The 26303-nt window shown below is 72.4% G+C and carries 21 protein-coding genes and 1 riboswitch; of the genes, 11 read left to right on the top strand and 10 right to left on the bottom strand.

The genetic code is table 11. From position 1 onward, the window contains the following. Window positions 1–230: 230 nt before the first annotated feature. From ACODT5_RS22690 to ACODT5_RS22670, 5 genes are all read left to right on the top strand, one after another. On the top strand, window positions 231–689 hold the full coding sequence (locus tag ACODT5_RS22690) for an NAD(P)H-dependent oxidoreductase subunit E (protein WP_422521137.1): 459 nt from the start codon (window positions 231–233) through the stop codon (window positions 687–689). Then, on the top strand, window positions 686–2317 hold the full coding sequence (locus ACODT5_RS22685) for a formate dehydrogenase beta subunit (RefSeq protein ID WP_422521136.1): 1632 nt from the start codon (window positions 686–688) through the stop codon (window positions 2315–2317). The genes ACODT5_RS22690 and ACODT5_RS22685 overlap by 4 nt, the downstream gene beginning before the upstream one ends. Further along, complete coding sequence (gene fdhF, locus ACODT5_RS22680; protein ID WP_422521135.1) at window positions 2314–5145, top strand: formate dehydrogenase subunit alpha; 2832 nt, start codon at window positions 2314–2316, stop codon at window positions 5143–5145. The genes ACODT5_RS22685 and fdhF overlap by 4 nt, the downstream gene beginning before the upstream one ends. 31 nt (window positions 5146–5176) lie before the next feature. After that, on the top strand, window positions 5177–5359 hold the full coding sequence (locus ACODT5_RS22675) for a formate dehydrogenase subunit delta (protein ID WP_422521134.1): 183 nt from the start codon (window positions 5177–5179) through the stop codon (window positions 5357–5359). Window positions 5360–5462: 103 nt separating this feature from the next. After that, window positions 5463–6398 (top strand): LysR family transcriptional regulator, encoded by a 936-nt coding sequence (locus ACODT5_RS22670; protein WP_422525000.1) that lies wholly within the window; start codon window positions 5463–5465, stop codon window positions 6396–6398. Window positions 6399–6448: 50 nt separating this feature from the next. On the opposite strand, the gene ACODT5_RS22665 is transcribed toward ACODT5_RS22670, so the two are convergent. Then, a complete protein-coding gene (locus tag ACODT5_RS22665) occupies window positions 6449–8053 on the bottom strand; it encodes a FadD7 family fatty acid--CoA ligase (protein ID WP_422521133.1) in 1605 nt (534 codons plus the stop codon). 265 nt (window positions 8054–8318) lie between these two features. Here ACODT5_RS22665 and oxc point away from each other — a divergent pair, with 265 nt between their 5' ends. Both oxc and frc read left to right on the top strand, forming a co-directional pair. Continuing rightward, the gene (oxc, locus tag ACODT5_RS22660) at window positions 8319–10070 is read left to right on the top strand and encodes an oxalyl-CoA decarboxylase (protein WP_422521132.1); all 1752 of its coding nucleotides are present in this window, start codon (window positions 8319–8321) and stop codon (window positions 10068–10070) included. Window positions 10071–10084: 14 nt separating this feature from the next. Beyond that, a complete protein-coding gene (gene frc / locus ACODT5_RS22655) occupies window positions 10085–11362 on the top strand; it encodes a formyl-CoA transferase (protein ID WP_422521131.1) in 1278 nt (425 codons plus the stop codon). 74 nt (window positions 11363–11436) lie between these two features. On the opposite strand, the gene ACODT5_RS22650 is transcribed toward frc, so the two are convergent. The 3 genes from ACODT5_RS22650 to ACODT5_RS22640 all read right to left on the bottom strand — a co-directional run bounded on the left by ACODT5_RS22650 (window position 11437) and on the right by ACODT5_RS22640 (window position 13816). Continuing rightward, entirely contained in the window at window positions 11437–11889 is a 453-nt protein-coding gene (locus ACODT5_RS22650; RefSeq protein ID WP_422521130.1) for a PAS domain-containing protein, read from the bottom strand. Window positions 11890–11993: 104 nt separating this feature from the next. Next, the gene (gene fdhD / locus ACODT5_RS22645; RefSeq protein ID WP_422521129.1) at window positions 11994–12842 is read right to left on the bottom strand and encodes a formate dehydrogenase accessory sulfurtransferase FdhD; all 849 of its coding nucleotides are present in this window, start codon (window positions 12840–12842) and stop codon (window positions 11994–11996) included. 5 nt (window positions 12843–12847) lie between these two features. Continuing rightward, window positions 12848–13816, bottom strand: a complete 969-nt coding sequence (locus tag ACODT5_RS22640; protein ID WP_422521128.1) for a 2-dehydropantoate 2-reductase — start codon at window positions 13814–13816, stop codon at window positions 12848–12850. Window positions 13817–14042: 226 nt separating this feature from the next. Between ACODT5_RS22640 and ACODT5_RS22635 the strand changes: the two genes are divergently transcribed. Further along, entirely contained in the window at window positions 14043–14717 is a 675-nt protein-coding gene (locus tag ACODT5_RS22635; protein ID WP_422524999.1) for a GntR family transcriptional regulator, read from the top strand. A 21-nt stretch (window positions 14718–14738) separates the two neighbouring features. Here ACODT5_RS22635 and ACODT5_RS22630 read toward each other — a convergent pair whose 3' ends face one another. Both ACODT5_RS22630 and rpmF read right to left on the bottom strand, forming a co-directional pair. Then, entirely contained in the window at window positions 14739–15851 is a 1113-nt protein-coding gene (locus tag ACODT5_RS22630) for a CobW family GTP-binding protein (RefSeq protein WP_422524998.1), read from the bottom strand. Between the two features lie 84 nt (window positions 15852–15935). Further along, complete coding sequence (gene rpmF / locus ACODT5_RS22625) at window positions 15936–16106, bottom strand: 50S ribosomal protein L32 (RefSeq protein WP_422521127.1); 171 nt, start codon at window positions 16104–16106, stop codon at window positions 15936–15938. A gap of 185 nt (window positions 16107–16291) precedes the next feature. Then, a riboswitch (cobalamin riboswitch) is annotated at window positions 16292–16517 on the top strand. 170 nt (window positions 16518–16687) lie between these two features. Between rpmF and metE the strand changes: the two genes are divergently transcribed. Next, a complete protein-coding gene (metE, locus tag ACODT5_RS22620) occupies window positions 16688–19039 on the top strand; it encodes a 5-methyltetrahydropteroyltriglutamate--homocysteine S-methyltransferase (protein ID WP_422521126.1) in 2352 nt (783 codons plus the stop codon). Between the two features lie 99 nt (window positions 19040–19138). Here metE and ACODT5_RS22615 read toward each other — a convergent pair whose 3' ends face one another. The 3 genes from ACODT5_RS22615 to ACODT5_RS22605 all read right to left on the bottom strand — a co-directional run bounded on the left by ACODT5_RS22615 (window position 19139) and on the right by ACODT5_RS22605 (window position 21903). Continuing rightward, a complete protein-coding gene (locus ACODT5_RS22615) occupies window positions 19139–19264 on the bottom strand; it encodes a hypothetical protein (RefSeq protein WP_422521125.1) in 126 nt (41 codons plus the stop codon). Window positions 19265–19353: 89 nt separating this feature from the next. Beyond that, entirely contained in the window at window positions 19354–20490 is a 1137-nt protein-coding gene (locus ACODT5_RS22610; protein WP_422521124.1) for a threonine/serine exporter family protein, read from the bottom strand. Between the two features lie 135 nt (window positions 20491–20625). Next, window positions 20626–21903: a DUF2254 family protein gene (locus ACODT5_RS22605; protein WP_422521123.1), complete on the bottom strand. Its 1278-nt coding sequence runs from the start codon at window positions 21901–21903 to the stop codon at window positions 20626–20628. A 227-nt stretch (window positions 21904–22130) separates the two neighbouring features. On the opposite strand from ACODT5_RS22605, the gene ACODT5_RS22600 reads away from it, so the two are divergent. Beyond that, window positions 22131–22661 (top strand): hypothetical protein, encoded by a 531-nt coding sequence (locus ACODT5_RS22600; RefSeq protein ID WP_422521122.1) that lies wholly within the window; start codon window positions 22131–22133, stop codon window positions 22659–22661. Between the two features lie 112 nt (window positions 22662–22773). Beyond that, the gene (locus ACODT5_RS22595) at window positions 22774–23505 is read left to right on the top strand and encodes a hypothetical protein (protein WP_422521121.1); all 732 of its coding nucleotides are present in this window, start codon (window positions 22774–22776) and stop codon (window positions 23503–23505) included. A gap of 19 nt (window positions 23506–23524) precedes the next feature. Here ACODT5_RS22595 and ACODT5_RS22590 read toward each other — a convergent pair whose 3' ends face one another. Further along, on the bottom strand, window positions 23525–26176 hold the full coding sequence (locus ACODT5_RS22590) for an AMP-binding protein (RefSeq protein ID WP_422521120.1): 2652 nt from the start codon (window positions 26174–26176) through the stop codon (window positions 23525–23527). Window positions 26177–26303 lie beyond the last annotated feature (127 nt).

Below are 26303 nucleotides of genomic sequence, written 5' to 3'. Positions count from 1 at the left end.
CGTTCCGCCACCGGGTCCGTGGGGCCGACGGCTCTGTCGAGTGGAGACCGTCGGGAGGGTTGCCGGCGGCCGCCCGAGCATACAGGTTTTGGTATGCAAAATGGTGGCGGAGGGGGAGGTGGGGGCGGTGGGGGGCGGCGTTCGATCCTTCGTGAAGACTGTATACAGAAGCCTGTATGGGGTATTGTCTCAGTCCCCTGCATGCATCGTCATCGACCAGCGGGAGTGACGTGACTGTCGAGAACGTGGTCCGAAGAGCGGCGGCCGCCCACCGGGCCGAGCGGGGTGCGCTGCTTCCCGTACTGCACGCCGTACAGGCCGAGTTGGGGCACGTGCCGCAAGAGGCGATCCCGGTGCTCGCCGACGAGTTCAACCTCTCCCGCGCCGACGTCCACGGAGTCGTGACCTTCTACCACGACTTCCGCCGCGAGCCCGCGGGGCGCACGATGGTGCGGATCTGTCGCGCCGAGGCCTGCCAGGCCCTGGGAGCCGAGGAGTTGGTGGCCTACGCCCGCGCGGCCGGACTGGCCCTGGGGGAGACGACCCCGGACGGCGCGGTGACGGTGGAGCAGGTCTTCTGCCTCGGCAACTGCGCCCTGGGCCCCGCCCTGGAGGTGAACGGGCGACTGCACGGACGGGTCGGCCCGGCCGAACTGGGCGCACTCATCGAAGGGGCGGTCTCCTCATGAGCGCGCACCCGGTGCGGGTCTACGTTCCCCGCGACTCGGCGGCCCGGTCCGTCGGGGCCGACGCGGTCGCCGACGCCCTCCAACGCGCCGCGGCCGAAGCCGGAACCGGCATCGAACTGGTCCGCAACGGCTCGCGCGGCATGCTCTGGCTGGAGCCCCTGGTCGAGGTGGAGACCCCGCGCGGCCGGGTCGGGTACGGACCGGTGTCCCCCTCGGACGTACCGGGGCTCCTCGACGCGGGGCTCCTGGACACCGGCCCCCTGGGTGGTGCCGAGCACCCGCTGCGCCTCGGCATCGTGGACGAACTGCCCTGGCTGGCACGCCAGACCCGGGTCACCTTCGCCCGGATCGGGGTCACCGACCCCCTGTCGGCGGCGGACTACCTGCGGCACGGCGGCCTGGTGGGGCTGCGTACGGCCCTGGAACGCGAGCCCGCCGACGTGGTGTCCGAGGTCACCGCGTCGGGACTGCGCGGCCGCGGCGGCGCCGGCTTCCCGGCCGGCATCAAGTGGAAGACCGTACTCGGCTGCGCCGACGAGCTGAAGTTCGTCTGCTGCAACGCGGACGAGGGCGACAGCGGCACCTTCGCCGACCGCATGGTCATGGAGGGCGACCCGTTCATGCTCATCGAGGGCATGACCATCGCGGCCCACGCGGTGGGCGCCGCCGAGGGCTACCTCTACATCCGCTCGGAGTACCCCGACGCGGTGGCCACGATGCGCGCGGCGATCGTCATCGCCCGCGAACAGGGCTGGCTCGGGAAGGGCGTCCTCGGCTCCGCGCTCGACTTCGACCTGCACGTACGCGTCGGCGCCGGCGCGTACATCTGCGGCGAGGAGACCTCCATGCTCGAAAGCCTGGAGGGCAAGCGCGGCACGGTCCGCCCGAAGCCGCCGATCCCCGCGATCGAGGGACTCTTCGGCAGGCCGACCGTGGTGAACAACGTCCTCACGCTGGCCACCGTCCCCGTCGTCCTCGCGGCCGGGGCCGCGGCGTACCAGGAGCTGGGCGTCGAACGCTCCCGCGGCACCCAGGTGTTCCAGCTCGGCGGCAACATCGCGCGCGGAGGCATCGTGGAGACCGCCTTCGGCGTCACCCTGCGCGAGCTGGTCGAGGACTACGGCGGCGGCACGCACTCCGGACGCCCGGTGCGCACGGTGCAGGTCGGCGGCCCGCTCGGCGCCTACCTGCCGACGTCGATGTTCGACCTGCCGATGGACTACGAGGCCTTCGCGGCGGCCGGAGCGATGGTCGGCCACGGGGGTCTCGTCGTCTTCGACGACCGCGTGGACATGGCCGCCCAGGCGCGCTTCGCGATGGAGTTCTGCGCCGAGGAGTCCTGCGGCAAGTGCACCCCCTGCCGGGTCGGTTCGGTACGCGGCGTGGAGGTGATCGACAAGATCATCGCCGGTGAGCACCGGGACGAGAACCTGGCGCTGCTCGAGGACCTGTGCGACCTGATGACCGAAGGCTCGCTGTGCGCGATGGGCGGGCTGACACCGCTGCCCGTGCGCAGCGCCCTCACGCACTTCCCCGACGACTTCCTCGGCGGCCGGCGGAGCCTGCCGCTCCGACCCGTACGCGCGACCGGCACGAGGGCCGCCACTTCGACGGAGGGACGGACATGACCCTGCTCAAGGAACCCGACTACGGAACCCCGGAGCGGCCCGGCGGGGCAACGGTCTCGGTGGAGGTCGACGGCACGGCGGTGAGCGTCCCGGAAGGCACCTCCGTGATGCGCGCCGCCGCGCAGGCCGGGATCGACATCCCCAGACTGTGCGCCACCGACAGCCTGGAGCCGTTCGGCTCGTGCCGGCTGTGCGTGGTGGAGATCGGCGGCCGCCGGGGCACACCGGCGTCCTGCACCACACCCGTGGCGGAGGGGATGCGGGTGAGCACGCAGACCCCGAAGGTGGAGAAGCTCCGCCAGGGCGTCATGGAGCTCTACATCTCCGACCATCCGCTGGACTGCCTGACCTGCCCGGCCAACGGCGACTGCGAACTGCAGGACATGGCGGGCGTGGTCGGCCTGCGGCAGGTGCGCTACGGCTACGAGGGGGAGAACCACCTCGACGCCGAGAAGGACACCTCGAACCCGTACTTCGACTTCGACCCGTCCAAATGCATCAGCTGCTCCCGCTGCGTGCGGGCCTGCGGCGAGGTGCAGGGCACGTTCGCGCTGACCATCGAGGGGCGCGGCTTCGCCTCCAAGGTCTCGGCGGGCGCCGGCGAGAGCTTCATGGACTCCGAGTGCGTCTCCTGCGGGGCCTGCGTCCAGGCCTGCCCGACGTCCACGCTCCAGGAGAAGTCCGTCGTCGAACTCGGCATGCCCACCAGGTCGGTGATCACCACCTGCGCCTACTGCGGCGTCGGCTGCTCCTTCAAGGCCGAACTGCGCGGGGACCAGGTGGTGCGGATGGTGCCCCACAAGGACGGGGGCGCGAACGAGGGACACTCCTGCGTGAAGGGCCGCTTCGCCTTCGGCTACGCCTCGCACCCCGACCGGATCCTGAAGCCCATGGTCCGCGAGCGGATCACCGATCCGTGGCGCGAGGTCGAGTGGGACGAGGCGATCGGCACGGTCGCGCGCACGATGCGCGAGCTCCAGGGGCGGTACGGGCCGAGCTCGATCGGCGCCATCTCCTCCTCGCGCTGCACCAACGAAGAGGTCTACGTCGTCCAGAAGATGGTGCGCGCGGCCTTCGGCAACAACAACATCGACACCTGCGCGCGGGTCTGCCACTCCCCGACGGGGTACGGGCTCAAGCAGACCTTCGGCGAGTCGGCCGGCACCCAGGACTTCCGGTCGGTGGCCGAGGCCGACGTGATCATGGTGATCGGGGCCAACCCCACGGACGGGCACCCGGTGTTCGCCTCCCGGATGAAGCGCAGGCTGCGCGAGGGCGCCGAGCTCATCGTGGTCGACCCCCGTCGCATCGACCTGGTCCGCTCGCCGCACATCCGGGCGGCGCACCACCTCCAGCTCAAGCCCAGCACGAACGTGGCCGTCGTCAACGCGATGGCCCACGTGGTGGTCACCGAGGGCCTGGCCGACCTGGCCTTCGTGGCGCAGCGCTGCGAAGGCTTCGCCGAATGGGCCGAGTTCGTCGCCCGCCCCGAGCACAGCCCCGAGGCCACCGAGGCGATCAGCGGCGTACCGTCCGGGGAACTGCGGGCCGCCGCGCGGCTGTACGCGGCCGCGCCCAACGGGGCCATCTACTACGGCCTCGGCGTCACCGAGCACAGCCAGGGCTCGACCATGGTGATGGGCATGGCCAACCTCGCCATGGCCTGCGGCAACATCGGCCGCGACGGGGTCGGCGTGAACCCGCTCCGCGGCCAGAACAACGTGCAGGGCTCCTGCGACATGGGATCCTTCCCGCACGAACTGCCCGGCTACCGGCACGTGTCCGACGACGCCGTGCGGGAGGTGTTCGAGAAGCTCTGGGGCGGCACGATCCTGTCCGAGCCGGGGCTGCGGATCCCCAACATGTTCGACGCCGCGATCGACGGGACCTTCCGGGGCCTGTTCGTGCACGGAGAGGACATCGCCCAGTCCGACCCGAACCTGGGGCACGTCACGGCCGCCCTGGAGGCCATGGAACTGGTCGTCGTGCAGGACCTGTTCCTCAACGAGACGGCCAAGTTCGCGCACGTCTTCCTGCCGGGGGCCTCGTTCCTGGAGAAGGACGGCACCTTCACCAACGCCGAGCGCCGGATCAACCGGGTGCGCGCCGTGATGAAGCCGAAGACCGGCAAGCACGAGTGGCAGATCATCAGCGAGATCGCCACCGCCATGGGCTATCCCATGTCCTACGATCACCCCTCCCGGATCATGGACGAGATCGCCGCCGTCACCCCGACCTTCACCGGTGTCTCCTTCGAGGTCCTCGACAAGCTGGGCAGCGTCCAGTGGCCGTGCAACGAGGCGGCGCCGCAGGGCACGCGGGTCATGCACGTCGACGAGTTCGTCCGCGGCAAGGGCAGGTTCGCCATCACCGCGTACGTGCCGACCAACGAGCGCAGCACCCGCCGTTTCCCGCTGGTCCTGACCACGGGCCGGATCCTCAGCCAGTACAACGTGGGGGCGCAGACCCGCCGGACCGGCAACGTCGCCTGGCACCCCGAGGACGTGCTCGAACTGCATCCGCACGACGCCGAGACCCGCGGCATCAGCGACGGGGACCTGGTGACGCTGGCCAGCCGGGTCGGGCGGACGACGCTGCACGCGGAGATCTCCGACCGGATGCCGGCCGGCGTCGTCTACACCACCTTCCACCACCCCGTGACCGGAGCCAACGTGGTGACCACGGAGAACTCCGACTGGGCCACCAACTGCCCGGAGTACAAGGTGACCGCCGTACAGGTCGGCCTCGTCCACCCGCTTCCGGCGGGCGGCGCCGCGCCGCCGCCGGACGGGGCCGGGGACGGCCGGCCGGTCGCGGTGGTGAACTGAGATGGCGGGCACCGTGCCACCGGAGTCCAGGATGGCCAACGACATCGCCGCCCACCACGGCCACCTGACGACCGGAGCGGCCGCCGAGGCGATCGCCGGACACCTGGGTCTGTTCTGGGACCCGCGCATGCGCACCCGGCTGCGGGAGTACGTCGACGCCGGCGGGGACGGGCTCGACCCGCTGGTGGTCGCCGCGGTGAAGCTGATGCGCTGACGTGCTGATGCGCTGACGTGCACCTCCGCCGACGAACCAGGCCCGCCGTCCGGCGGCCTTGGGTACCCTTGGCCGCCCCATGGCACCCAGCAAGGAGCCGCTCATGCTCTTCCGCCAGCTCGAGTACTTCGTGGCGGTGGCCAGGGAGCGGCACTTCGCCCGGGCGGCGGAGTCCTGCTACGTATCGCAGCCGGCGCTCTCGGCGGCGATAGCCAAGCTGGAACGCGAGCTGAACGTCACGCTCATCAACCGGGGCCACAACTACCAGGGCCTGACCCCGGAGGGCGAGCGGCTCGTCGTGTGGGCCAAGCGGATCCTCGCCGAGCAGGACGCCTTCAAGGCCGAGGTGGCCGCCGTCCAGTCGGGCATCACCGGGACGCTCCGGCTGGGTACGGATCCCACGGCGTCGACGACCCTGGCGCTGCCCGTGGCCGCGTTCTGCGCCGCGCACCCGCTGGCCAAGGTGCAGGTCCGCTCCCGTCTGTCGACGAAGGAACTGCACCGCCAGTTGCGGGAGTTCGAGCTGGACGTGGCGATCGCCCACTTCGACCCCGGTGACCAGGAGGGCCTCCAGGTCGTCCCCCTGTACCGGGAGCGGTACATGCTGCTGATCTCGGCCGACCAGCTCACTCCGCAGAGCGCCTCCACCATGACCTGGGCGGAGGCGGCGCAGTTGCCGCTCGCCCTGCTGACCCCCGACATGCGGATCCGGCAGAACATCGACCGGGTCTTCGCGGAGAAGGGCCTCTTGGTGAGCCCGCAGGTGGAAACGGACTCGATCGCCTCCCTCCACGCGCACGTGGGGGGAGGCGGCTGGGCCAGCATCGTGCCCCACGCGTGGCTGAGCGCGATGCCGGTGATCGGCCGGACGCGGGCGCTGCCCCTGGTCGATCCGGAGGCCGGCACGCAGATCTCGGTGGCCATCCACGCGGCCACCCCCGGGTCGGTCGCCGCCCGGGCGTTCGTCGACGCGGCGAAGGGGCTGGCGCTGGACGAGTTCTTCGACCAGCCCCTGCCCGCCGAGCCCCGCGTGAGGTGAACCGGGTCAGGTGAACCGGGCGGGCCGAACCGCGGCGGCGGCCGGCCGCGTCACCGCGCGTACCGGGCCTCCACCGCCTGCCGGTCGAGCGCACCCTTGGCGGTGTGCGGCAGCTCCGCCACGAGATCCAGCCGGTCGGGCACCTCGAAGGCCGCGAGCCGGTCGCGGGAGTACCGCAGGATCTGCTCGGACCCGATGTCCTCCCCCTCGCGCACGACCACGACGGCGCCGACCCGCTGCCCGTAGACCGGATCGGGGACGGCGAACACCGCCACCTCGCCGACCCCGGGACAGCCGGCGATGATGTCCTCGACGTGCTCGGGCGAGATCTTCTCCCCACCGCGGTTGATGAGGTTCTTGATGCGCCCCGTCAGGGACAGGTACCCGTCCTTGTCCAGCGACCCCAGGTCGCCGGTGCGCAGCCATCCCTCCACGAAGCTCCGGGCCGTCTCCGCGGGGTTGTCGAGGTAGCCCCGGGTGACCGTCGGACCGAGCACCCACACCTCCCCCTCGGTGCCGACCGGACACGTGCGCCCGTGCGCGTCGACGATCCGCAGTTCCACTCCGGAGGACCGGCCGACCGACCCGTGCTTCAGGGGCCCGCGCGCCGGCAGCGGCTCGCTGGCGGCCTGGTGCGTGGACTCGGTCATGCCGTACGCGGACAGCAGCGGTGCGCCGAAGGTGCGCTCCAGCGCCCGCTGCGTGGCCGTGTTCAGGGGCGCGCTGCAGCTGCGGATGAACTTCAGCCGCGGCGTCCGCGGGCCCGGGAACTCGCTCTCGGCCCGGCTGAGCAGGACCTCGTGGATGGTCGGGACCGCGGTGAACCAGGTGGCGTCCACCGCGCGCATCTCCTCCCAGAAAGTGCGCGCAGAGAACCGTCCCCGGGCCGGCAGCAGGACGCGCCCGCCGCCGGCCAGGGACGCCAGGAGCGCCGCGAACAGCCCGTGGCCGTGGAAGAGCGGCATCACCGCGACCGTCCCGTCGTCGGGCCCCAGCTCGTAGGTGGCGCAGATGTCCCGTACGGACGCGGCCACGTTGGCGTGGGTCAGCGGGACCATCTTGGCGCCGGCGGTGGTGCCCGCCGTGAACAGCACGAGGGCGTCCTGGTCCGAGAGCCCGCGGGCCGCGCCGTGCGCGCGGCGCAGGGGCGGCGCCGCGGTGTCCAGGGTGAGGGCCGCCGTCCCGGCGCGGGAGGCGGTCACCCGCAGCGGCCACGCCGGTACGGCGACCGGGGCGGCCGGCCGGGCGCCGGGCGCGGGCGGGCCGAGCAGGAGGGCCCGCGCACCGAGCGCTTCGAGCCGGGCGGCCAGCTGCGGGGCGGGCAGCGCCGGGTCGAGCGGAGCCACGACCAGACCGGCCCGCGCGGCCCCGAACAGGGCGACGACGAACTCGGCGCTGTTGGCGCAGAGCAGCCCGACCGCGTCGCCGCGCCGCAGACCGGCGGAGCCGAGCCGGGCGGCCACCTCGTCGGCCAGGGCCGCGAGCGCGCGGTAGGACAGGTCCACCCGGTCCGCCGTGATGACGAGGGCCCGCGCGTGCGGACGTTCCCGTACGTGCCGGTCGAGCAGGTCGGCCAGCCCCGTGACCGCGGGCGGCCGGTACTCGCCCCGGTGCTCGCCCCCGTCGCACACGGATGTCTTCGCCACAACGGCCATGACCCCACCTCCCACGCCACGTCTGATGAAGCAGTCCCCAGCGAGCCTGCGGCCGGGCGGGGTGCGCGTCCAATACGCAACGGCGAACGCGCGATAACGGCTGCCTATCAAGGGAGTTGGAGGGCCCGCCGCAGGCCCTGCGGCGCCCTTCGATAGACGCCGGTTATCAGCTGGTCGCCGATGCGTCTTGGACGCGGGGAGCACAGGTCAGGAAGGTGGAAGGAGCAGCCGCACCGCAGGACCCGCCCAAGGAGGACCTCGGATCATGACCGCCCCCTCGACTCCGGAGACAGCGGCGACCGCCGACGTCCCGACCGAGCTCACCGACGGCTACCACCTGGTCGTCGACGCGCTCAAGTTGAACGACGTGGACACCATCTACGGGGTGGTCGGCATCCCGATCACCGACCTGGCCCGCCTCGCCCAGGCACAGGGCATCCGCTACATCGGATTCCGCCACGAGAGCAACGCGGGACACGCGGCGGCGGCCGCCGGCTACCTCACCAAGAAGCCCGGCGTGGCACTGACGGTGTCCGCACCGGGCTTCCTCAACGGGCTCGTCGCGCTGGCGAACGCCACCACCAACTGCTTCCCGATGGTCCAGATATCCGGCTCCAGCGAGCGCCACCTCGTCGACCTCAAGCAGGGCGACTACGAGGAGATGGACCAACTCGCCGCGGCGCAGCCGTTCGTCAAGGCCGCCTACCGCGTGAGCCGGGTCGAGGACATCGGCCGCGGCATCGCCCGCGCGCTGCGCACCGCGGTCTCCGGGCGTCCCGGCGGCGTGTACCTCGACATCCCGGCCGCGGTCCTCGGCTCCATCATGGACGCCGGGGCCGGAGCCGCGACCCTGAGTCGCCTCGTCGACCCCGCGCCCCGCCAGCTTCCGGCCCCCGAGGCGGTGGACCGGGCGATCGAGCTGCTGGAGGGTGCGCGGCGGCCGCTGATCGTCCTGGGCAAGGGAGCCGCGTACGCCCAAGCGGACGCCAGGGTACGCGAGTTCGTCGAGTCCACGGGGATTCCGTACGTACCGATGTCGATGGCCAAGGGCCTGCTGCCGGACGACCACCCGCAGTCGGCGGCCGCCGCCCGCTCCCTGGCGCTGAAGAAGGCCGACGTGGTGGTCCTCGTCGGTGCCCGCCTGAACTGGCTGCTCAGCCACGGCGAGGCACCGCAGTGGAACTCCGACGCGCAGTTCATCCAAGTGGACATCGAGCCCCGGGAACTGGACAGCAACCAGCCCATCGCGGCCCCGCTCGTCGGAGACGTCGACTCCGTGCTCGAAGCGATCGCGGAGCGCACCAAGCCCGGCCGGATCAGCGCCCCCACCGCCTGGCGCGAGGAGCTGGCGGCCCGCTCGGGGCAGAACGCCGCCAAGATGGCCGAGCGCCTGGCGGCCGACCCGCACCCGATGCAGTTCATGGGCGCCCTCAGGGCGGTGCGCGACGTCCTGCGCGAGCGCCCGGAAACGTACCTGGTCAACGAGGGCGCCAACACCCTGGACATCGCGCGCAACGTGATCGACATGCACGTACCGCGCCACCGCCTCGACAGCGGCACCTGGGGCGTCATGGGCATCGGCATGGGGTACGCGATCGCCGCCGCCGTCGAGAGCGGCGCGCCCGTCGTGGCCGTGGAGGGCGACAGCGCCTTCGGATTCAGCGGCATGGAGCTGGAGACCATCTGCCGCTACCAACTGCCCGTCGTGACCGTGGTCATGAACAACGGCGGGGTCTACCGGGGCGACGACGTCAACCCCCTCGACGACGCCCCCTCCCCGACCACGCTGATGCTCTCGGCACGGCACGACCTGATGATCGAGGCCTTCGGCGGCAAGGGCTACCGCGCGACCACGCCCGCCGAGGTCACCGCCGCCCTCACCGAGGCGCTGGCCTCCGGCCGCCCGGCGCTCATCGACTGCGCGATCGACCCGTCGGCCGGCACCGAGAGCGGCCACATCGCCCACCTCAACCCCAAAGGCATCACCGTCGGCAACATCGCGCCCGCGAAGAAGTAGAGAAGGAATCCACCATGAGTGACACGAGCCGTGACGCGAACCACAAGCCGCTCGCCGGAATCAAAGTGATCGACTTCACCGGGGTCCAGGCCGGCCCCGCCTGCACCCAGATGCTCGCCTGGTTCGGCGCCGACGTCGTCAAGGTCGAGCGCATCGACGGCGGCGACGTGACCCGCCGTCAGCTCCGGGACATCCCCGACCTCGACGCCCTCTACTTCACCATGCTGAACAGCAACAAGCGTTCGCTGGCCATCAACACCAAGTCCCCCGAAGGCAAGGAGGTCATGGAGAAGATGATCCGCGAGGCGGACATCCTCGTCGAGAACTTCGCACCGGGCGCCATGGACCGCATGGGCCTGGGCTGGGACCGGATCCACGAGCTCAACCCGCGGCTCATCTTCGGCTCCGTCAAGGGCTTCAACGACGACTCGAAGTGGAACGACCTCAAGGTCTACGAGAACGTGGCCCAGGCCGCCGGCGGCGCCGCGTCCACCACCGGCTTCTGGGACGGCCCGCCCACCATCAGCGGCTCGGCCCTCGGCGACAGCAACAGCGGCATGCACCTGCTCATCGGCCTGCTGACCGCGATCATCCAGCGCAACGCCACGGGTCTGGGCCAGAAGGTGTCGGTGTCCATGCAGGACGCCGTGCTCAACCTGACCCGGGTCAAGCTCCGCGACCAGCAGCGCCTGGCGAAGACCGGCTACCTGGAGGAGTACCCGCAGTACCCGAACGGCGAGTTCGGCGACGCGGTGCCCCGCGGGGGCAACGCCGGCGGCGGCGGACAGCCGGGCTGGATCCTGAAGTGCAAGGGCTGGGAGAACGACCCCAACGCCTACATCTACTTCACGATCCAGGAGCAGAACTGGGCCCGCACCTGCGAGGCCATAGGCAAGCCCGAGTGGACCGAGGACCCGCACTACACCACCGCCTCCGCCCGCCAGCCGCACATCATGGAGATCTTCGGCGAGATCGAGAAGTGGCTGGCGGACAAGACCAAGTACCAGGCGGTCGACATCCTGCGCACCTTCGAGGTGCCCTGCGCGCCCGTGCTCAGCATGAAGGAGCTCGCCGCCGACCCCGACATGCGCAAGAGCGGCACGATCGTCGAGGTCGAGCAGAAGGAGCGCGGCACCTACCTGACGGTGGGCAGCCCGATCAAGTTCTCCGGCTTCACGCCCGAGATCGAGGGCGCGCCGCTGCTCGGCGAGCACACCGACGAGGTGCTCGCGGACCTCGGCTACGACGCCGACGCCATCCGGGGGCTCCACGAGAGTCGGGTCGTGGCCTGACCCGGCCGCCCCGAAAACCCAGGTGCCCTGCACGCGGTCCTCGCGTGCAGGGCACCTTCTCGTGTGCGGCGGACTCAGCCGGGCGGCGCGGCGTCTGCGGGCTCGTCGCCGGCTGTCTCACGCCGCATCCGGGCCTTCTCCCGGGCCCGCCGCGCGGTGACGTCGCGGATGACCGCGCCGCAGTGGGCGGCGGCGCCGTCGGGGCCGGGCAGCAGCACCACGCTGAACTCGATGGACAGCCTGCGGCCGTCGGCCCCCACGGCGGGCACCGACAGCAGGTCGGCCTCCCCGTACCTGCTCACCCCCTGCTGCATCGCGGTGGCGAAGCCGTCCCCGTGCCGCTCGCGGTGCTTCTCGGGAATGATCAGGTCCAGGCTGCGCCCGGCGACCTCCTCGGCGGAGTACCCGAAGATGCGTTCCGCGCCCCGGTTCCAGTAGCGGATCAGCCCTTCGCGGTCGACGATCACCAGGCCGTCGGGGGCCCGGGCGGCCATGGCCGGCACGACCGCGGGATCGAGCTCTGTCATGTCTCCTCTTTTCCTGGTGCCGGCACGGCTGAGGCGGGGCCCCTCCGGCGCAGGGGGCGCTCCCCGCCGGTAGGGACCCCGCCTCCGTGCCGCGGGGGAGCGGGTCAGCCCTGGGAGGCCGTGGCCCGCAGGGCGATGCGGTGCTCGCCCGCGTACACGTTCATGGAGGCGCCGCGGAGGAAGCCCACGAGGGTCAGGCCCGTCTCCGCCGCCAGGTCGACCGCGAGGGACGACGGGGCCGACACCGCGGCGAGCACCGGAATGCCCGCCATCACCGCCTTCTGCGCCAGTTCGAAGGAGGCCCGCCCCGAGACCAGCAGCACCGTCCGCGACAGCGGCAGCATGCCGCTGCGCAGGGCGCGCCCGACCAGTTTGTCGACCGCGTTGTGCCGGCCCACGTCCTCGCGGACGTCCACGAGTTCGCCCTCCTCGGTGAACAGTGCGGCGGCGTGGAGCCCCCCGGTCCGGTCGAAGACCTGCTGCGCCGCCCGTAGCCGGTCGGGGAGGCGGGCGAGCAGTCCGGGATCCAGCCGGACCGGGGGAGCGTCGTGGATCGGCCAGCGGGCCGTCGTGCGCACCGCGTCCAGGCTCGCCTTGCCGCACAGGCCGCAGGACGAGGTCGTGTACACGTTGCGTTCGAGCGTGATCTCGGGCAGCACGAGGCCGGGAGCCGTCCGCACGTCGACGACGTTGTACGTGTTCGCCCCGTCGGCCGCGGCTCCCGCGCAGTACACGATGTTCCGCAGCTCCTCGGCGCTGCCCAGCACCCCCTCGCTGACGAGGAAGCCCGCCGCCAGGGCGAAGTCGTCGCCCGGTGTGCGCATCGTGATGGCGAGGGGCCTGCCGTTGAGCCGGATCTCCATGGGTTCCTCGGCGACGAGCGTGTCCGGCCGGGTGGAGACCGAGCCTTCCCTGATGCGCAGCACCCTGCGCCGTTGCGTGACGCGTCCCACGGCGATCACGCGGTCCGCAGGGCGAGCAGGTCCGAGATGGCGTGGACGGTCCGGAGCGTCTGCACCGGGACCCCGGTGATCTCCGCCAGCTCCACCACGGCGGCGAGCAGCACGTCGAGTTCGAGCGGCTTGCCGCGCTCCAGGTCCTGGAGGGTGGAGGTCCGGTGGTCGCCGACGCGCTCCGCGCCGGCCAGCCGGCGTTCGATGGAGACCCCCACCTTGCAGCCGAGGGCCTCGGCGACCGCGAGGGTCTCCGTCATCATGATCTCGATGACCTTGCGCGTACCGCCGTGCAGGCACATCTCCCGCATCGTGGCCCTGGACAGGGCGCTGATCGGGTTGAAGGAGATGTTGCCGAGCAGCTTGAGCCAGATGTCGTTGCGCAGGTCCTGCTCGACCGGGCACTTGAGTCCGCCCTCCTGCATGGCCTCGCTGAACGCCAGGCACCGCTCGGAGAGGGACCGGTCGGGCTCGCCGATGGAGAAGCGGGTGCCTTCGAGGTGGCGCACGACTCCCGGGCCGGCCAGCTCCGTCGCCGCGTACACCACGCAGCCGATGGCCCGTTCGGGCGCGAGGACGGCGCTGACGGCGCCGCCCGGGTCCACGCTCTCGATGCGGTGGCCCTCGTACGGTCCGCCGTGCCGGTGGAAGTACCACCAGGGGATGCCGTTCTGGGCGGCGATCACAGCGGTGCCCTCGTGCAGCAGCGGCTCGATGAGCGGCCCGCACGCCGCGTACGAGTTGGCTTTGAGGCCCAGGAAGACGTAGTCGACCGGACCGATCCCGGCGGGGTCGTCGGTGGCGTGGGCGCGGGCGGTGAAGTCTCCGCGGGGGCTGAGCACCCTGACCCCGTGCTCCTTCATGGCCGCCAGATGCGGCCCGCGGGCGACGAGGTGCACGTCGGCGCCTGCTCGGTGCAGCGCGGCGCCGACGTAGGCGCCGATCGCACCGGCGCCCAGAACTGCGACTTTCACTGATTGGCACTCCGTTCGGTCGAGGGTACCGAGGAACTGCCGAACGTTGTCGACGAAATATTGTCTACAGGATGGAATCCTGCACGGCAAGGGCTGACGCGGGCCGGGCGAGGGGGAGTTGGCCGTCCGGGGACGGCGGAACGGTGCGCCGTAGACTGTAGGCGAAAGACAATCCATCATGGGGTTTCGCGACGCAGCCGCCGGCGCTGCCCGGGAGGGGACCGTGATGTTGTCGACAGGACTGCCGCAGGGGGCGGTGCCCAAACTGGAGCGGCCGGGCCCGCTGCGTGACCGCGTCTACGGGGCCCTGCTGGAGCTCATCACCACCCGCGCCCTCCAGCCGGGGCAGCACCTCGTCGAGAGCGAGCTCGCCGGACACCTCGGGGTGTCCCGGCAGCCCGTACGGGAGGCCCTGCAGCGGCTCAGCACCGAGGGATGGGTCGATCTGCGGCCCGCCCAGGGGGCGTTCGTGCACGAGCCGACCGAGGAGGAGGCGGACCAGCTCCTCACGGTCCGCACGCTCCTGGAGGCCGAAGCCGCCCGGCTGGCCGCCGACCGCGCCGGAGCCGGGGCCGTCGCCGCGCTCGAAGAGCTGTGCGCGGAGGGGGAGCGGGCCGTCGCCGCGGACGACGTGGACGCCGCGGTCAGGGCGAACGCCCGGCTCCACGCGAAGATCATGGAGCTCGCGGGCAACGCCGTCCTCGCCGAGCTGGCGGCGCAGGTGGACCGGCGCGTCCGCTGGTACTACACGCCCGTCGCCCGCCAGCGGGGCCGCCGGTCCTGGGTCGAGCACCGCGAGCTGATCGCGGCGATCGCGGACCGCGACGGGCAGGCCGCGACGGCGATCATGCGCGCGCACACGGAGCACACGCGGAAGATGTACCACGAGCGGGAGAAGTAGCCCGCCGGGCGGCCCGTGACCTCAGGAGGCGTGGTCGAGCAACGGCCCGAAGGCGGCGGGGAGTTGCTTCCAGCCCTCCCGCCCGGCGGCGTACTCGGCCTCGGTCAGGAGGCAGGAGTCCAGGAGCTGTTCGATGCCGTCGCGGTCCAGGCCCGGTGAGGTGAAGACCAGGTGCTGGCAGCAGTCGCCGTGCTCGGGATCCCAGTCGAGGGAGGCCGCGGCCCGGCGCATGGCGGGGACCAGGTCCCAGGCGGCGTCGGGGAGCGAGGCCAGCCAGGGGCCGGCGCTCTCCACGCACAGCGCGCCGCCGGCGGCGTCCCAGGCGAGGAGGGTGTCGGGCCGGTCGGCCAGCCAGAACCGGCCGCGGCTGCGGGTCGCGGCGCAGCACAGGTCCTCCAGGGCCTCGTAGAGCCGCTCGGGGTGGAACGGCCGGCGGCGCCGCCAGACGAGCGTGGCGACTCCGGCCTCGTCGGCCTCCTGGGGGAGCAGCGCGCAGGCGGGGTGCTGCGCCGCGGCGGCGCTCTCCACATCGAAGCCGGCGAACGCCAGGCGGGTGAGTTCGCTGGAGCCGGTGGGCACGCGGCGGGCCGTCGGGTGCAGCTGGGCGAGCAGGGCGCGGTCCTCGTCGTCGGCCTCGCCGCCGTCGGCGATGGCGAGGACCGGCGCGTATTCGAGCTGGCGGGCCCAGGTGTCCCCGACGGTCCGCCGGTCGGTGGCGGCCGCGGCGAGGCCGGCTTCGGCGAGGTCGTCCCCGTTGCCGAGGCAGGGCAGGACGAGCGCGGGGTCGACGGCGATGATCACGTTGGTGAGTTCCAGGGCGTCGCCTGAGTGCGCCGCGACGACCTCGGCCATCGCCCTGGGCTCGACCGAGTCCCAGAGCTCCACGACGGCCAGCCGGGTCAGCCCGCCGGCGGCCAGCCGCTTCAGCTCGGGAACCAGGTCCTCGCGCAGGGCGCAGCAGGCGCAGTCGTTGACCAGCGGGGTCTCCTCGGCGGAGATCGCGCCCCCGGAATCGCGCAGCGTGCGCAGGACGTTGCCCTCGGCGGCCGAGGACGGATCGTGGTGCAGGGCGATGCTTCCCGGCACGGTCCGCAGCAGGTGCTCGACCGTCTCCTTGCGTGCGTCGGCGTGCATCCCGCCGACGATCACGACGGGGAGGGTCACTCGGACCCTCCGTGGCGGGCGGGGCGGATCGGGGACTTCACGGGGTGGCTCTCCTCAGCTCTCGGGGCGCAGCAGGCCGCGTTCGTACGCCTTCACCAGCCGCTGCGGAACCAGGTACACGGCCCCGTCGACGGTGATCGGGGCGAGCTGCGGCGTCGTGGCCTTCCACTGGGCCCGGCGGTGGCGGGTGTTGCTGCGGGACATCTTCCGTTTGGGCACGGCCATCGGGACCTCCTGGTGTGGGTGTCGAAGCGTCCGGCGTGAGCCTATACGAAAACGACGACCATTTTCAATAAGGGGGTGGGGTGGGTGCGCGTCAACCGCCGTCGGGCCGGGGGAGGCGCGTCTCCGTGTCCCATTTCACGGTCCGGCATGGGGGAAGTCGTGTTCATTTCCCGGGCGTCCGCCCTACTGTGGGCCTCGCAGCTGGTTCGCCCCCGCCCGCCAGGCGGGAGGCGTCGTAAGAGGGAACCCGGTGGGAATCCGGGACTGCCCCGCAGCGGTGAGCGGGAACGACCGCCGTCATACGCACTGGGACCGGAACCGGTCCTGGGAAGCGACGGCCATTAGGTGCCCGTCGGGAGACCGGCAGGCGAGCCCGCGAGTCCGAAGACCTGCCCGTTGCCCGCGCGCGATCGACCGCGCACGGTTTCCCGGTGACCTCGTGGGCGGGTCGGCGTGCTTCAGGCGGGTCCTCCCGTCGCGTACCGAGCCGTACGCGACCCCGGCGCCCGCCCGTTCCCGCACCCTTCGCGTCCGCGGCCCGTCACCGGGTTCATGGAGACACGCTCGCGAAGGAGAGTTCCGTGACCACCGAGTCCGCAGCCGCGCCCGTAGGCGCACCCGCAACCGCGCCCGTGGGCGCCACCGTGTACGGCTACCCCCGCCAGGGACAGAACCGGGAACTGAAGAAGGCGGTCGAGGGCTACTGGAAGGGCCGCGTCACCGCCGAAGCCCTCCGCGCCACGGCCCGCGACCTGCGCCGCACCAACTGGGCCCGGCTCGCCGGGGCCGGCATCACCGAGCTGCCCACCGGCGACTTCTCGTACTACGACCACGTCCTGGACACCACGGTCATGCTCGGCGCGATCCCCGACCGCCACCGGTCCGCGGTCGAAGCGGACGCCCTGGACGGCTACTTCGCGATGGCGCGCGGCACCCAGGACGTGGCCCCGCTGGAGATGACCAAGTGGTTCGACACCAACTACCACTACCTGGTCCCCGAACTGGGCCCCGACACCGTCTTCACCGCCGAACCCGCCCGACAGGTCGCCGAGTTGAAGGAGGCCCTGGCCCTCGGCCACACGGCCCGACCGGTCCTCGTCGGACCGGTGACCTACCTCCTCCTCGCCAAGCCCGCACCCGGCACGGCCCCCGGATTCGAGCCGCTGGCCCTCCTCGACCGGCTGCTCCCCGTCTACGCACAGGTCCTCGCCGCACTGCGCGCGGCGGGCGCCGAATGGGTCCAGCTCGACGAACCGGCCCTGGTCCAGGACCGCACCCCGGCCGAACTCAACGCCGCGGCCCGCGCCTACCGCGAGCTCGGCGGCCCCGGCCTCACCGAGCGCCCCAAGCTGCTCGTCGCCTCCTACTTCGACCGGCTCGGCGAAGTACTGCCCGTACTGGCGAAGGCGCCCGTGGAGGGCCTCGCCCTCGACTTCACCGACCGGGCCGCCGCCAACCTCGACGACCTCGCCGCGGCCGGCGGCATCCCCGGCAAGCGCCTGGTCGCCGGCGTGGTCGACGGCCGCAACATCTGGATCAACGACCACCAGCGGTCGCTGACGACCCTGGGCACCCTGCTCGGCCTCGCCGGCCGGGTCGACGTCGCCGCGTCCTGCTCCCTGCTGCACGTCCCGCTCGACGCCGACGCCGAGCGGGACACCGATCCGCAGATCCGGCGCTGGCTCGCCTTCGCCCGGCAGAAGACCACCGAGATCAGCACGCTGGCCCGGGGACTCGCCCGGGGCACCGACGCGATCGCGGCCGAACTCGCCGCCAACCGGGCCGACCTGGCCTCCCGCGCCGCCTCCCGGATCACCCACGACCCCGCCGTCCGCGCCCGCACCGCCGCCATCACCGACACGGACGGCCGCCGCGTCCCGTCCTACGCCGAACGGGCCGCCGCCCAGCGCGCCCACCTCGGCCTGCCGCTCCTGCCCACCACCACCATCGGCTCCTTCCCGCAGACCACGGAACTGCGCGCCGCCCGCGCCGACCTGCGCGCGGGACGCATCGACACGGCGGCCTACGAGGACCGCATCCGGGCCGAGATCCGCGAAGTCGTCTCCTTCCAGGAGAAGGCGGGCCTCGACGTGCTCGTGCACGGAGAGCCCGAACGGGGCGACATGGTGCAGTACTTCGCCGAGCAGCTGACCGGCTACCTCGCCACCCAGCACGGCTGGGTCCAGTCCTACGGCACCCGCTACGTCCGCCCGCCGGTCCTCGCCGGTGACATCTCGCGCCCCGACCCGATGACCGTCCGCTGGACCGCGTACGCCCAGCAGCAGACGGCCAAGCCGGTCAAGGGCATGCTCACCGGCCCCGTCACCATGCTCGCCTGGTCCTTCGTCCGCGACGACCAGCCGCTCGCCGCCACCGCCCGCCAGGTGGCCCTCGCGCTCCGCGACGAGGTGACCGACCTGGAGGCGGCCGGCACCTCCGTCATCCAGGTCGACGAGCCCGCCCTGCGCGAAACCCTCCCGCTGCGCGCCGCCGACCATGCCGGCTACCTGGAGTGGGCCACGGAATCCTTCCGCCTCACCACCAGCGGGGTCCGGCCGGACACCCAGATCCACACCCACATGTGCTACGCGGAGTTCGGGGACGTCGTCGAGGCCATCGAGAACCTCGACGCCGACGTCATCAGCCTGGAGGCGGCCCGCTCCCACATGCAGGTAGCGACCGAACTCGCCGGCGCGGGCTACCCGCGCGAGGTCGGCCCCGGCGTCTGGGACATCCACTCTCCCCGCATCCCCTCGGCCGGCGAGGCGACGGCCCTGCTGCGCAAGGGACTCGGGGCGATCCCCGCCGAACGCCTCTGGGTCAACCCCGACTGCGGCCTGAAGACCCGCGGCTGGCCCGAGACGCGGGCCTCCCTGGAGAACCTCGTCGAGGCGGCCCGCCGGGTGCGCGCGGACGTCTCACCGAGCGCCTGATCCCGTCTGATCCCGCCTCATCCCCCGTAGGACGGCCGGCATCCGGAGGCTCCGGGTGCCGGCCGGGTGCGCGCTCCGGCGGCCGCCGTGGCCGGGGGATCAGGCCGCGGGCGGGTCGGGCGCCGGGCCGACCCGGACCCGGGGGCGGCCGCTCAGCTGGGCCCCGACCAGGATGCCCAGGCCGATGGCGACGAGGGTGACCATGGCGTTGAGGAGGAGCCCCATGCTGGCGGCGGTGTGCCGGGCCAGCAGTTCGGAGACGCCTTCGAGGCTGCTCGCACCGGGTACCAGGACCCAGTAGCAGGGGAGGAAGATCAGCAGGTCCGGGATGTTGCGGCGGCGCTGGATCCAGGCGGCCAGCGCGGCAGCAGCATGCCCGCCAGGAAGGCGCCGAGCGCGATCCCGGCCACGGCCTGACCCGCGGTCTGCACCAGTCGTGCCAGCAGCAGGGCGGCGATCATCCAGGGCATCGTCCGCGCGGGCGCGGAGAAGTAGAGCGTGAAGCCGACGAGGAACAGCACCGCCCCGACCCACCCCGCCCAGGGCCCGAACACCTCCGGGTACGGGGGTGCGGCGGGCCGTGCGTCCACGGCCTGGACGCCGGCCAGGATGCCCACGGCCAGCAGGAGCAGGACGTTGACCGCCCCGGCCAGCCGGGCCACGCCGGACAGGGTGTAGCCGAGCGACAGCTCGATGGGCGCCATCGTCAGGGCCGCGCCGGGCAGGAAGCCGACGAGCGGGGCGATGAACAGGAACTGGGGCGACTCGTGCAACAGGGGCCCGGCGAACGCCTGGGCGAGACCGGTGGCCAGGATGCCGGCGACCACCGGCAGGATCGGGCCGAGGACCGGCCAGTAGCGCGCGGTGAGCACCTGCAGCAGGCCGACCGCCAGCCCGAGCACCGCGTAGCCGATGATCGCGGGGACGGTGGCGTGGAAGACCATGCCCAGCCCGACGGTGGCCACGACGTATCCGAAGACCGAGGCGACCGTGCTCACGCTCTGCGGCATCGACCGCACCTCCTCCAGCGCGGCACGGACCTCGGGGAACGGCTGGACGCCGGTACGCAGCCGGGCCAGCAGTTCCTCCAGCGCCTGCGTCTGGTCCAGCCGGAGGTCGGGCCCGTGCACCAGGGCGAAGTCGAGTTCCCCGTCCACCGGCGAGGAGACCGGGTCGACCCGGACGAACAGGCCGGTGGGCACGACGAAACTGCGGGCCCGCATGCCGTAGCACGCCGCGATCTCGCCGAGCTCGTCCTCCACCGTCGAGGTGCGCTTCCCCGCCCGCAGGCTCTCCGCGCCCAGTTCGCTCAGCAGACCGGCCAGATCCCGCATCCAGGCCCGCTCGGGATCGAGCGCGCCGGGAACCGTGACCGGCTGGACGGGGTGGTGGGCCGGATGGAGCCGCGGCAGGCGCCGCCGGCCGGGAGAGGGGTCCGACTCGCCATCCACAACGGCCTCCACCTTCTGACCACGGACATGTGAGGTCGGAGAGGGCAACGTACCGGCCGTCGGCGCGCGGATACGGCCGAAGCGGACTCCCTTCCCGGGGTGTCGCCCTGACGGCCGCGCCCGAGGTGCTTCCCGTCAGGCAGGGTGGGGCTCGAAGCGGGCCCAGATGAGGGGGTAGCTCTCGCTCCCCGCCCGGTCGACCCACTGGAGCCGGTCCCGTACGACCCCGCGCCGGCTCTCCGGAATCCGCTCCGCCAGCCTGCTCAGCAGATCGCGCATCCTGCGCAGTGCCATCGGGGAGCCGGCGGCGGAGGAGAGCAGGTCGTCGACGGCCGTGCGCACGAAACGCTCCCAGTCGGGCACCGGGAGCGTCACCCGCACCCGGCCGCCCCCGTCGGCGAAGCGGCCGACGCCCAGGTCCAGGCCTGCCAGGCGGGTCAGCAGGTCTTCGAGGCGGTCCATGCTCTCCACCGCCGTGGCCGGGTCGTTGACGGCCGGGGAGAGTGCGCGCAGCGCGATGTCGGCGAGGAGCCTGAAGGGCAGGTCGGGGTCCTGGTCGAAGGTGCGCTCCACCCCGGTCTCCAGAGCGCCGCGCAGCACCGCCTCGGGCAGCGTGCCGCCGGTCACCTCGGCGAGCGTCATGCCCCGTGACACGGTCGATCCCGGGGAGACGAGGAAGGCGATCGAGCAGTCGTGCTCCTCGGCCAGGCCGACCAGGGCGCGTACGTCCATCTGCTGGACCACCACGGCCGGTCCGGACCAGAGCACGGCGGTGGCGCCGGCCCCCGGGGGCGGCGCGCCCGTGGGCGCGGCCGTAGTCCTGCCCGGGTCGTGCGGCCGTACGTACACGTCGTCGAACAGCCGGTGCGCGCGCGTGGCGATGGCGGTCAGGGAGTGGCCGAGCTGGATCGAGTGGAACGCCCGCGTCTGCAGGGTCCGCATGAGGGTGAGCGCGATCAGGGTGAGCACCATGGCGGTGCCGGGAACGAAGGTCGACACGGTCGTCCTGCGGGCACCGATGGCCAGCCCCGAGGTGATGCTGAAGACGAACACGCCGACGGTGAAGGCGAACGCGCGCCACACGATCGGGTCGTCGCGGAAGAGGCCGAGGCGCGGCGTGAAGGTGCTGGCGGAGAACTGGATGACCAGGAACAGCATCGAGTAGATGATGCTCACCAGGCTGATGACGCCGAACCCGAGGGTGAACAGGAGCGTCACCACGGGTCCGGGATCCACCTGGGGTCCCAGCGACAGTCTGGGGAGCAGCATCCCCAGAGCCAGCCCGGCGACCGCGCAGAAGAGCTGGGCGAGATCCCGGCGCACCGCCCGCGGGGGAGGGCGGAACGTCACGCCCCGCAGAGGTCGGCGTTGCCGGGTCCGCGGGCGCGTGGGGTCGTCAGCCGAGCCGGACATCCAGCCTCCTCCAGGTCCCGGTGAACGCGCCCTTCCGATGAGGATGCAACCACGGGAGCCGCGCGAGCTTGCGGTGAAATGCCGGATACGTTCTATTTTCGGGAAGAGGTGGGGAGACTTGGCGTCCGGGCGCGGGCAGCGCGTGGAGCCGAACCGACTGCGGCTGTACGCCTCGCGTCAACGGGGCTGCCATGCGGCGGATCCGGGCCGCGGGATAGGGTCCTGACATGATCACGGCCCGAGCTGCATCCAGCGCGAAGCGGGTCCGCCGTCCGGCGGGCGCGCTGCGGCTGCTGTGGCCGGCCGCCCTGCTGTTCGCCCTGCTGTTCGCCCTGCTCTACACGCATGCCGCCGGAGCCGAGAGTGCCTCGGCGCACGTCGCCCGCGGCGCCGTGCCCGTCGCTCACCTGGATGCCGTCGGTGGCGACCGCTCCACCGGCGACGGCCGCGCTGTCGGCGACGGCCCTGCCGTCACCGTCGACTGCGCCGTCACCGTCGACCGCACCGACGCCGCCGGCCCTCACGGCGCCGAGGCGCCCCGCGGGCACGGCGACGGCGGTGGGCACGGTCACCCCGCCGAGGCGTGCGTATCCGGCCATCCCCAGCAGGGCGGGGAGCTGCCCGCGCCGCCGCTCGTTCCACTCGGTGATCTGTCGCCCGCCGTCGCCGCGATGCGGCCGGGCCCGTGGGAGCCGACCGTTCCGTCCGGCCTTCCGCCGTTGCGAAGTGTTCTCGGCTCCGTGGTGCAGCAGGTATAGAACCGGGCGCTTTGCCCCGTTCTGACCCGACTCTCATCACAGGCCCCGACCCGCCCTCCCAGGGGGCGACGGGGTGATGAGCCGTGCACGCAGCATCAAAAGGAACCCGTACGTGACTTCGCCCCAGCTCCTCGGCACCCGGACCGCGGACATCTCGCCCGACTCTCCCGCCACGGGACGCGCCGCCCGGCGCAGACAGCACGCCGGCATGGCCCGGAAGCGGTCCCTGGCCGCCCGGTACCTCGGCTACGTCGGCTACTTCGTCGGCGCCGGCCTCATCAGCGGCGCCGTCGTCCACCACCCGCTCGACCCCGACCGCTACACCCGCATCGCCGTGTACGGCGCCCTCGTCTTCCTCGCCGCGACCGTCCTCAACGAGTTCGTGCTCACCAGGGAGCGTCCCGGGCTGCCCCGTCTGCTGCTGGTGATGGGCGCCTCGCTGCTGCTGTCCTTCGGCATCGGCATGCTCAGCGGCGGCCTCCAGCACTTCGACGACTTCCCCGCCCGCGGCGCCGTCCTGGTCCCCGCCGGACTCCTCGTCTCCTTCGTCGCCTACGTGCTCAAGGACGCCGACACCCCGACGCGGCGGATCTTCAGCCTCGTCGGCCTGGCCGTCCTCGTCACCGCCTCACTCGCCTTCCTCGGCCTGCGGGAAGTCGCGGCCTCCATGGAGAGCGCCCCCGGCGGTGGCGGCCACAGCCACGGCTCCGCCGAGGAACCCGCCGCGGACGACCACGCCCCTGCCGCCACCCCGAAGAGCCCGGCGGCTCCCGCTCCCGGCGTCTCGCCGACCGTGAAGCCGGCTGTTTCGGAGGCGCCGCACAACGACGGCCACGGTCACTGAGCCACGGGGAGGGGCGGGTTCACCTGCCCCTCCCCGTGAGGGCCTTCGTCCGCGCCGACACGCCTCTCATCAGCCGGGCCGCGCCGGCCGCGTAGGCGATGCCGAAGAGGAGCGAGGCCAGGAACGCCAGGTGCCGGGAGAACCCGTCGATGAGCGGGAAGATCTGCCAGTGCGTCAGGTAGACGTACAGGGAGCTGGTCGCGAGGAGGCCGGCCAGTTGGTTCAGGCGCTCCCGGCTGGGCAGGCTCGGCACCCACACCAGGAGCACGAATCCGGCGAGGATGATCGCCTCCCGCCCGGGGTCCCCGGGGAAGAAGCCCGGCACGGTGGCCAGGGCCACGAGAGTGACCAGGAGGCGCTGTCGCGCGCCGGCGGCCTTCGCCGCCGCCCAGCCGAGGGCGAACAGCCAGAACACGGTGATGGCGTCGGGAATGTGCTCGCGCTCCGGCAGGCCGACGAGGTCGTACCGGGTCAGGAGCCCCAGCCCGGCGAGGGCCAGGGGCAGGGCGTACGGGAACCGGCGCTCGGCGCGGTCCACCGCGGGCAGGCCCAGGAGGCCGACGGCGGCGACCAGGATGTAGACGAGGGCCTCGATGAACCAGAAGTGCATGCCGGTCTTGAGGCCGGCGGGGCCCATGACGCTGTCGAGCAGGAAGAGATTGGCGAGCGTGTAGTCGTCGTTGAGGAGCAGGATCAGGCCGATCCAGGCCATGCTCGGCAGCGCGACGCGGGCGAGGCTGGTCCAGCCCCGGCGCACGCGTACGCGCCGTTCGGCGGAAGTGAGGTGGAAGCGGGCGAAGTTGTATCCGGCGACCGCGAGCAGGATGTGCGCCCCGCCCTTGATGCCGAACACCTGGATGTGCGATCCGACGATGCAGAAGATCGCCAGGGCGCGGAGGGCGACGCTGGTCTCCAGGGTCCGTCTGCGGGAGGTGTCCGCGCGCTCCGGAGGCTTGAGGTCCCGGATCGGCGTCGTGTGCCAGCCGGCCGGCAGGTGGCCGAGCCGCTCTTCGAGCTGGATCGACATCTCCACGTACGAGAGCGAATCGCCGCCCAGGCCGACGAAGGAGCTGTCGTCCGTCACGTCCGAGCGGTCGAGGACCCGTGCGTAGAGCAGGTGCAGGGGTTCGGGGGCGCCGTCCGGCGTGGCAGCGGGGCCGGTGCTGGTGCCAGTGGTGCCAGTGGTGCCTGTGATGCCGTTGGTGCCGTCGGGCGTCTGACGGGTCAGTTCGCGCACGGCCCGGTAGTCGGGCTTGCCCGAGGGGAGGCGGGGGAGGGCGGTCAGCATCTGGACGTGCACGGCGCGGGCCGGGAGACCGCAGTCGCGGGCCACGAGCCTGGCTGTCCGGCGGGCGTCCCGGTCGTGGTCGCCGACGGCCACGATGCGCAGTGCCTCGTCGTCGCCGGTGCACAGGGCGCTGACGCCGTGCCGGGCGAGCATCGCCTCGACCTGCCCGGGGTCGATGCGCAGGCCGAGGATCTTCGCGAAGCGGCTGCTCCGGCCGGTGATCTCGTACAGCCCGTCGGGCGAGCGGCGCGCGATGTCGCCGGTGCGGAGCTCGTGCACGGTCCGGCCCAGCGCGAGGTCGCCGGGGGAACGGGCGTAGCCGAGCATGACGTTGGGGCCGGAGTAGACGAGCTCTCCGGTGCTCCCGTCGGTGCCGTCAGTGCCGTCCGTCGCGTCGATGCCGTCGGAGCCGTCAGGGCCGTCGGTGTCGTCGGGCAGCGGCCGAAGGCGGAAGGAGCCGCCCGGGATGGGGATTCCCGCCGCCTCGGGGCGGGATTCCGCGAGGTGCGGCGGCAGGTAGGCCATGCGGGCCGTCGCCTCGGTCTGGCCGTACATCACGAAGAGCTGCCAGCCGGCGGCGCGGCCGAGTGCGGCGTACCGCCGGACCCGGTCGGGCGCCAGGCGGCCGCCGGCCTGGGTGACGTAGCGCAGGTGGGGCAGTTCCATGGCGGCGAAGCCGACCCGGTCGAGCAGGTCGAAGGTGTACGGCACCCCGGCGAGCGACGTGCCCCGCGCGGCTTCGAAGAGCTCCCAGAAGCAGGTGTCGGCGACCGACAGGTCGGTCAGGATCAGTCCGGCGCCGCGCAGGAGGTGGCTGTGCACGACGGACAGGCCGTAGCAGTAGTGCAGGGGCAGGGTGGTGGCGGCGCGGTCGGTGTCCCGGATGTCCAGGTACTGGGCGATGGCCTCCGCGTTGGCCTGGAGGTTCTCGTGCGACAGCCGGACGAGCTTCGGCGATCCGGTCGACCCCGAGGTGCTGAGGAGCAGGGCGAGGTCCGGGTGCAGCTCGTGCGCCGAGCCCTCGCGCCGCTCGTCGAGCAGCACGTCCCCGCCCCCGGGGCGGGCCACGACGTCCGGGTCGTACGCGTCGATCAGCGACTGGACGGCTTCGGGGTGGTCGCCCGGCACCAGGAGGACGGGGTGCCCGGCCGCGAGGGCGGCCAGGTGGACGACGAGGGCGTCGACGGTGTTGGTACCGACCAGCAGGACCAGGCGGCGTTCCCGGCCGAGGCGGCGGGCCGTGCTGTCCACGCGTACGGCCAACTCGGCATAGCTGACCGGGCCGTCGGCCGTGATGACGGCGGTCCGGTCGCCGTGGGCGGCGAGGCCGAGGGCGAACGGGACGGACGCGGTGCCTGGGAGGAGGTCGGGAAGGACTGTCACGGGCGCATCTTAGGAAAGCCTTACCTCGGCCGATAGTCACAGGAAAGTCACAGATGGCTCATGGGAGATCCAAAGGAAAATAAACGGTAGGCTCGGCTCCGCCGATGCGTGGGTGCGGTCGAGTTGT

Source organism: Streptomyces tatrensis (genome assembly GCF_049310065.1).
Lineage (GTDB): Bacteria > Actinomycetota > Actinomycetes > Streptomycetales > Streptomycetaceae > Streptomyces.
This window is presented reverse-complemented; position numbering and strand designations above follow the sequence as displayed.

What these genes read in the sequence shown, in the direction of transcription:
- ACODT5_RS22615 (WP_422521125.1), bottom strand. Translation starts at nt 19,264, where the DNA reads ATGGGGCTCCTCCTCAACGCCATGGTCACCCTCGTCGCCATCGGCCTG.
- ACODT5_RS22650 (WP_422521130.1), bottom strand. Translation starts at nt 11,889, where the DNA reads ATGACAGAGCTCGATCCCGCGGTCGTGCCGGCCATGGCCGCCCGGGCC.
- ACODT5_RS22665 (WP_422521133.1), bottom strand. Translation starts at nt 8,053, where the DNA reads ATGGCCGTTGTGGCGAAGACATCCGTGTGCGACGGGGGCGAGCACCGG.
- fdhF (WP_422521135.1), top strand. Translation starts at nt 2,314, where the DNA reads ATGACCCTGCTCAAGGAACCCGACTACGGAACCCCGGAGCGGCCCGGC.
- ACODT5_RS22605 (WP_422521123.1), bottom strand. Translation starts at nt 21,903, where the DNA reads ATGTCCGGCTCGGCTGACGACCCCACGCGCCCGCGGACCCGGCAACGC.
- frc (WP_422521131.1), top strand. Translation starts at nt 10,085, where the DNA reads ATGAGTGACACGAGCCGTGACGCGAACCACAAGCCGCTCGCCGGAATC.
- ACODT5_RS22670 (WP_422525000.1), top strand. Translation starts at nt 5,463, where the DNA reads ATGCTCTTCCGCCAGCTCGAGTACTTCGTGGCGGTGGCCAGGGAGCGG.
- oxc (WP_422521132.1), top strand. Translation starts at nt 8,319, where the DNA reads ATGACCGCCCCCTCGACTCCGGAGACAGCGGCGACCGCCGACGTCCCG.
- ACODT5_RS22600 (WP_422521122.1), top strand. Translation starts at nt 22,131, where the DNA reads ATGATCACGGCCCGAGCTGCATCCAGCGCGAAGCGGGTCCGCCGTCCG.
- ACODT5_RS22675 (WP_422521134.1), top strand. Translation starts at nt 5,177, where the DNA reads ATGGCCAACGACATCGCCGCCCACCACGGCCACCTGACGACCGGAGCG.
- rpmF (WP_422521127.1), bottom strand. Translation starts at nt 16,106, where the DNA reads ATGGCCGTGCCCAAACGGAAGATGTCCCGCAGCAACACCCGCCACCGC.
- ACODT5_RS22685 (WP_422521136.1), top strand. Translation starts at nt 686, where the DNA reads ATGAGCGCGCACCCGGTGCGGGTCTACGTTCCCCGCGACTCGGCGGCC.
- ACODT5_RS22630 (WP_422524998.1), bottom strand. Translation starts at nt 15,851, where the DNA reads ATGCACGCCGACGCACGCAAGGAGACGGTCGAGCACCTGCTGCGGACC.
- ACODT5_RS22635 (WP_422524999.1), top strand. Translation starts at nt 14,043, where the DNA reads ATGTTGTCGACAGGACTGCCGCAGGGGGCGGTGCCCAAACTGGAGCGG.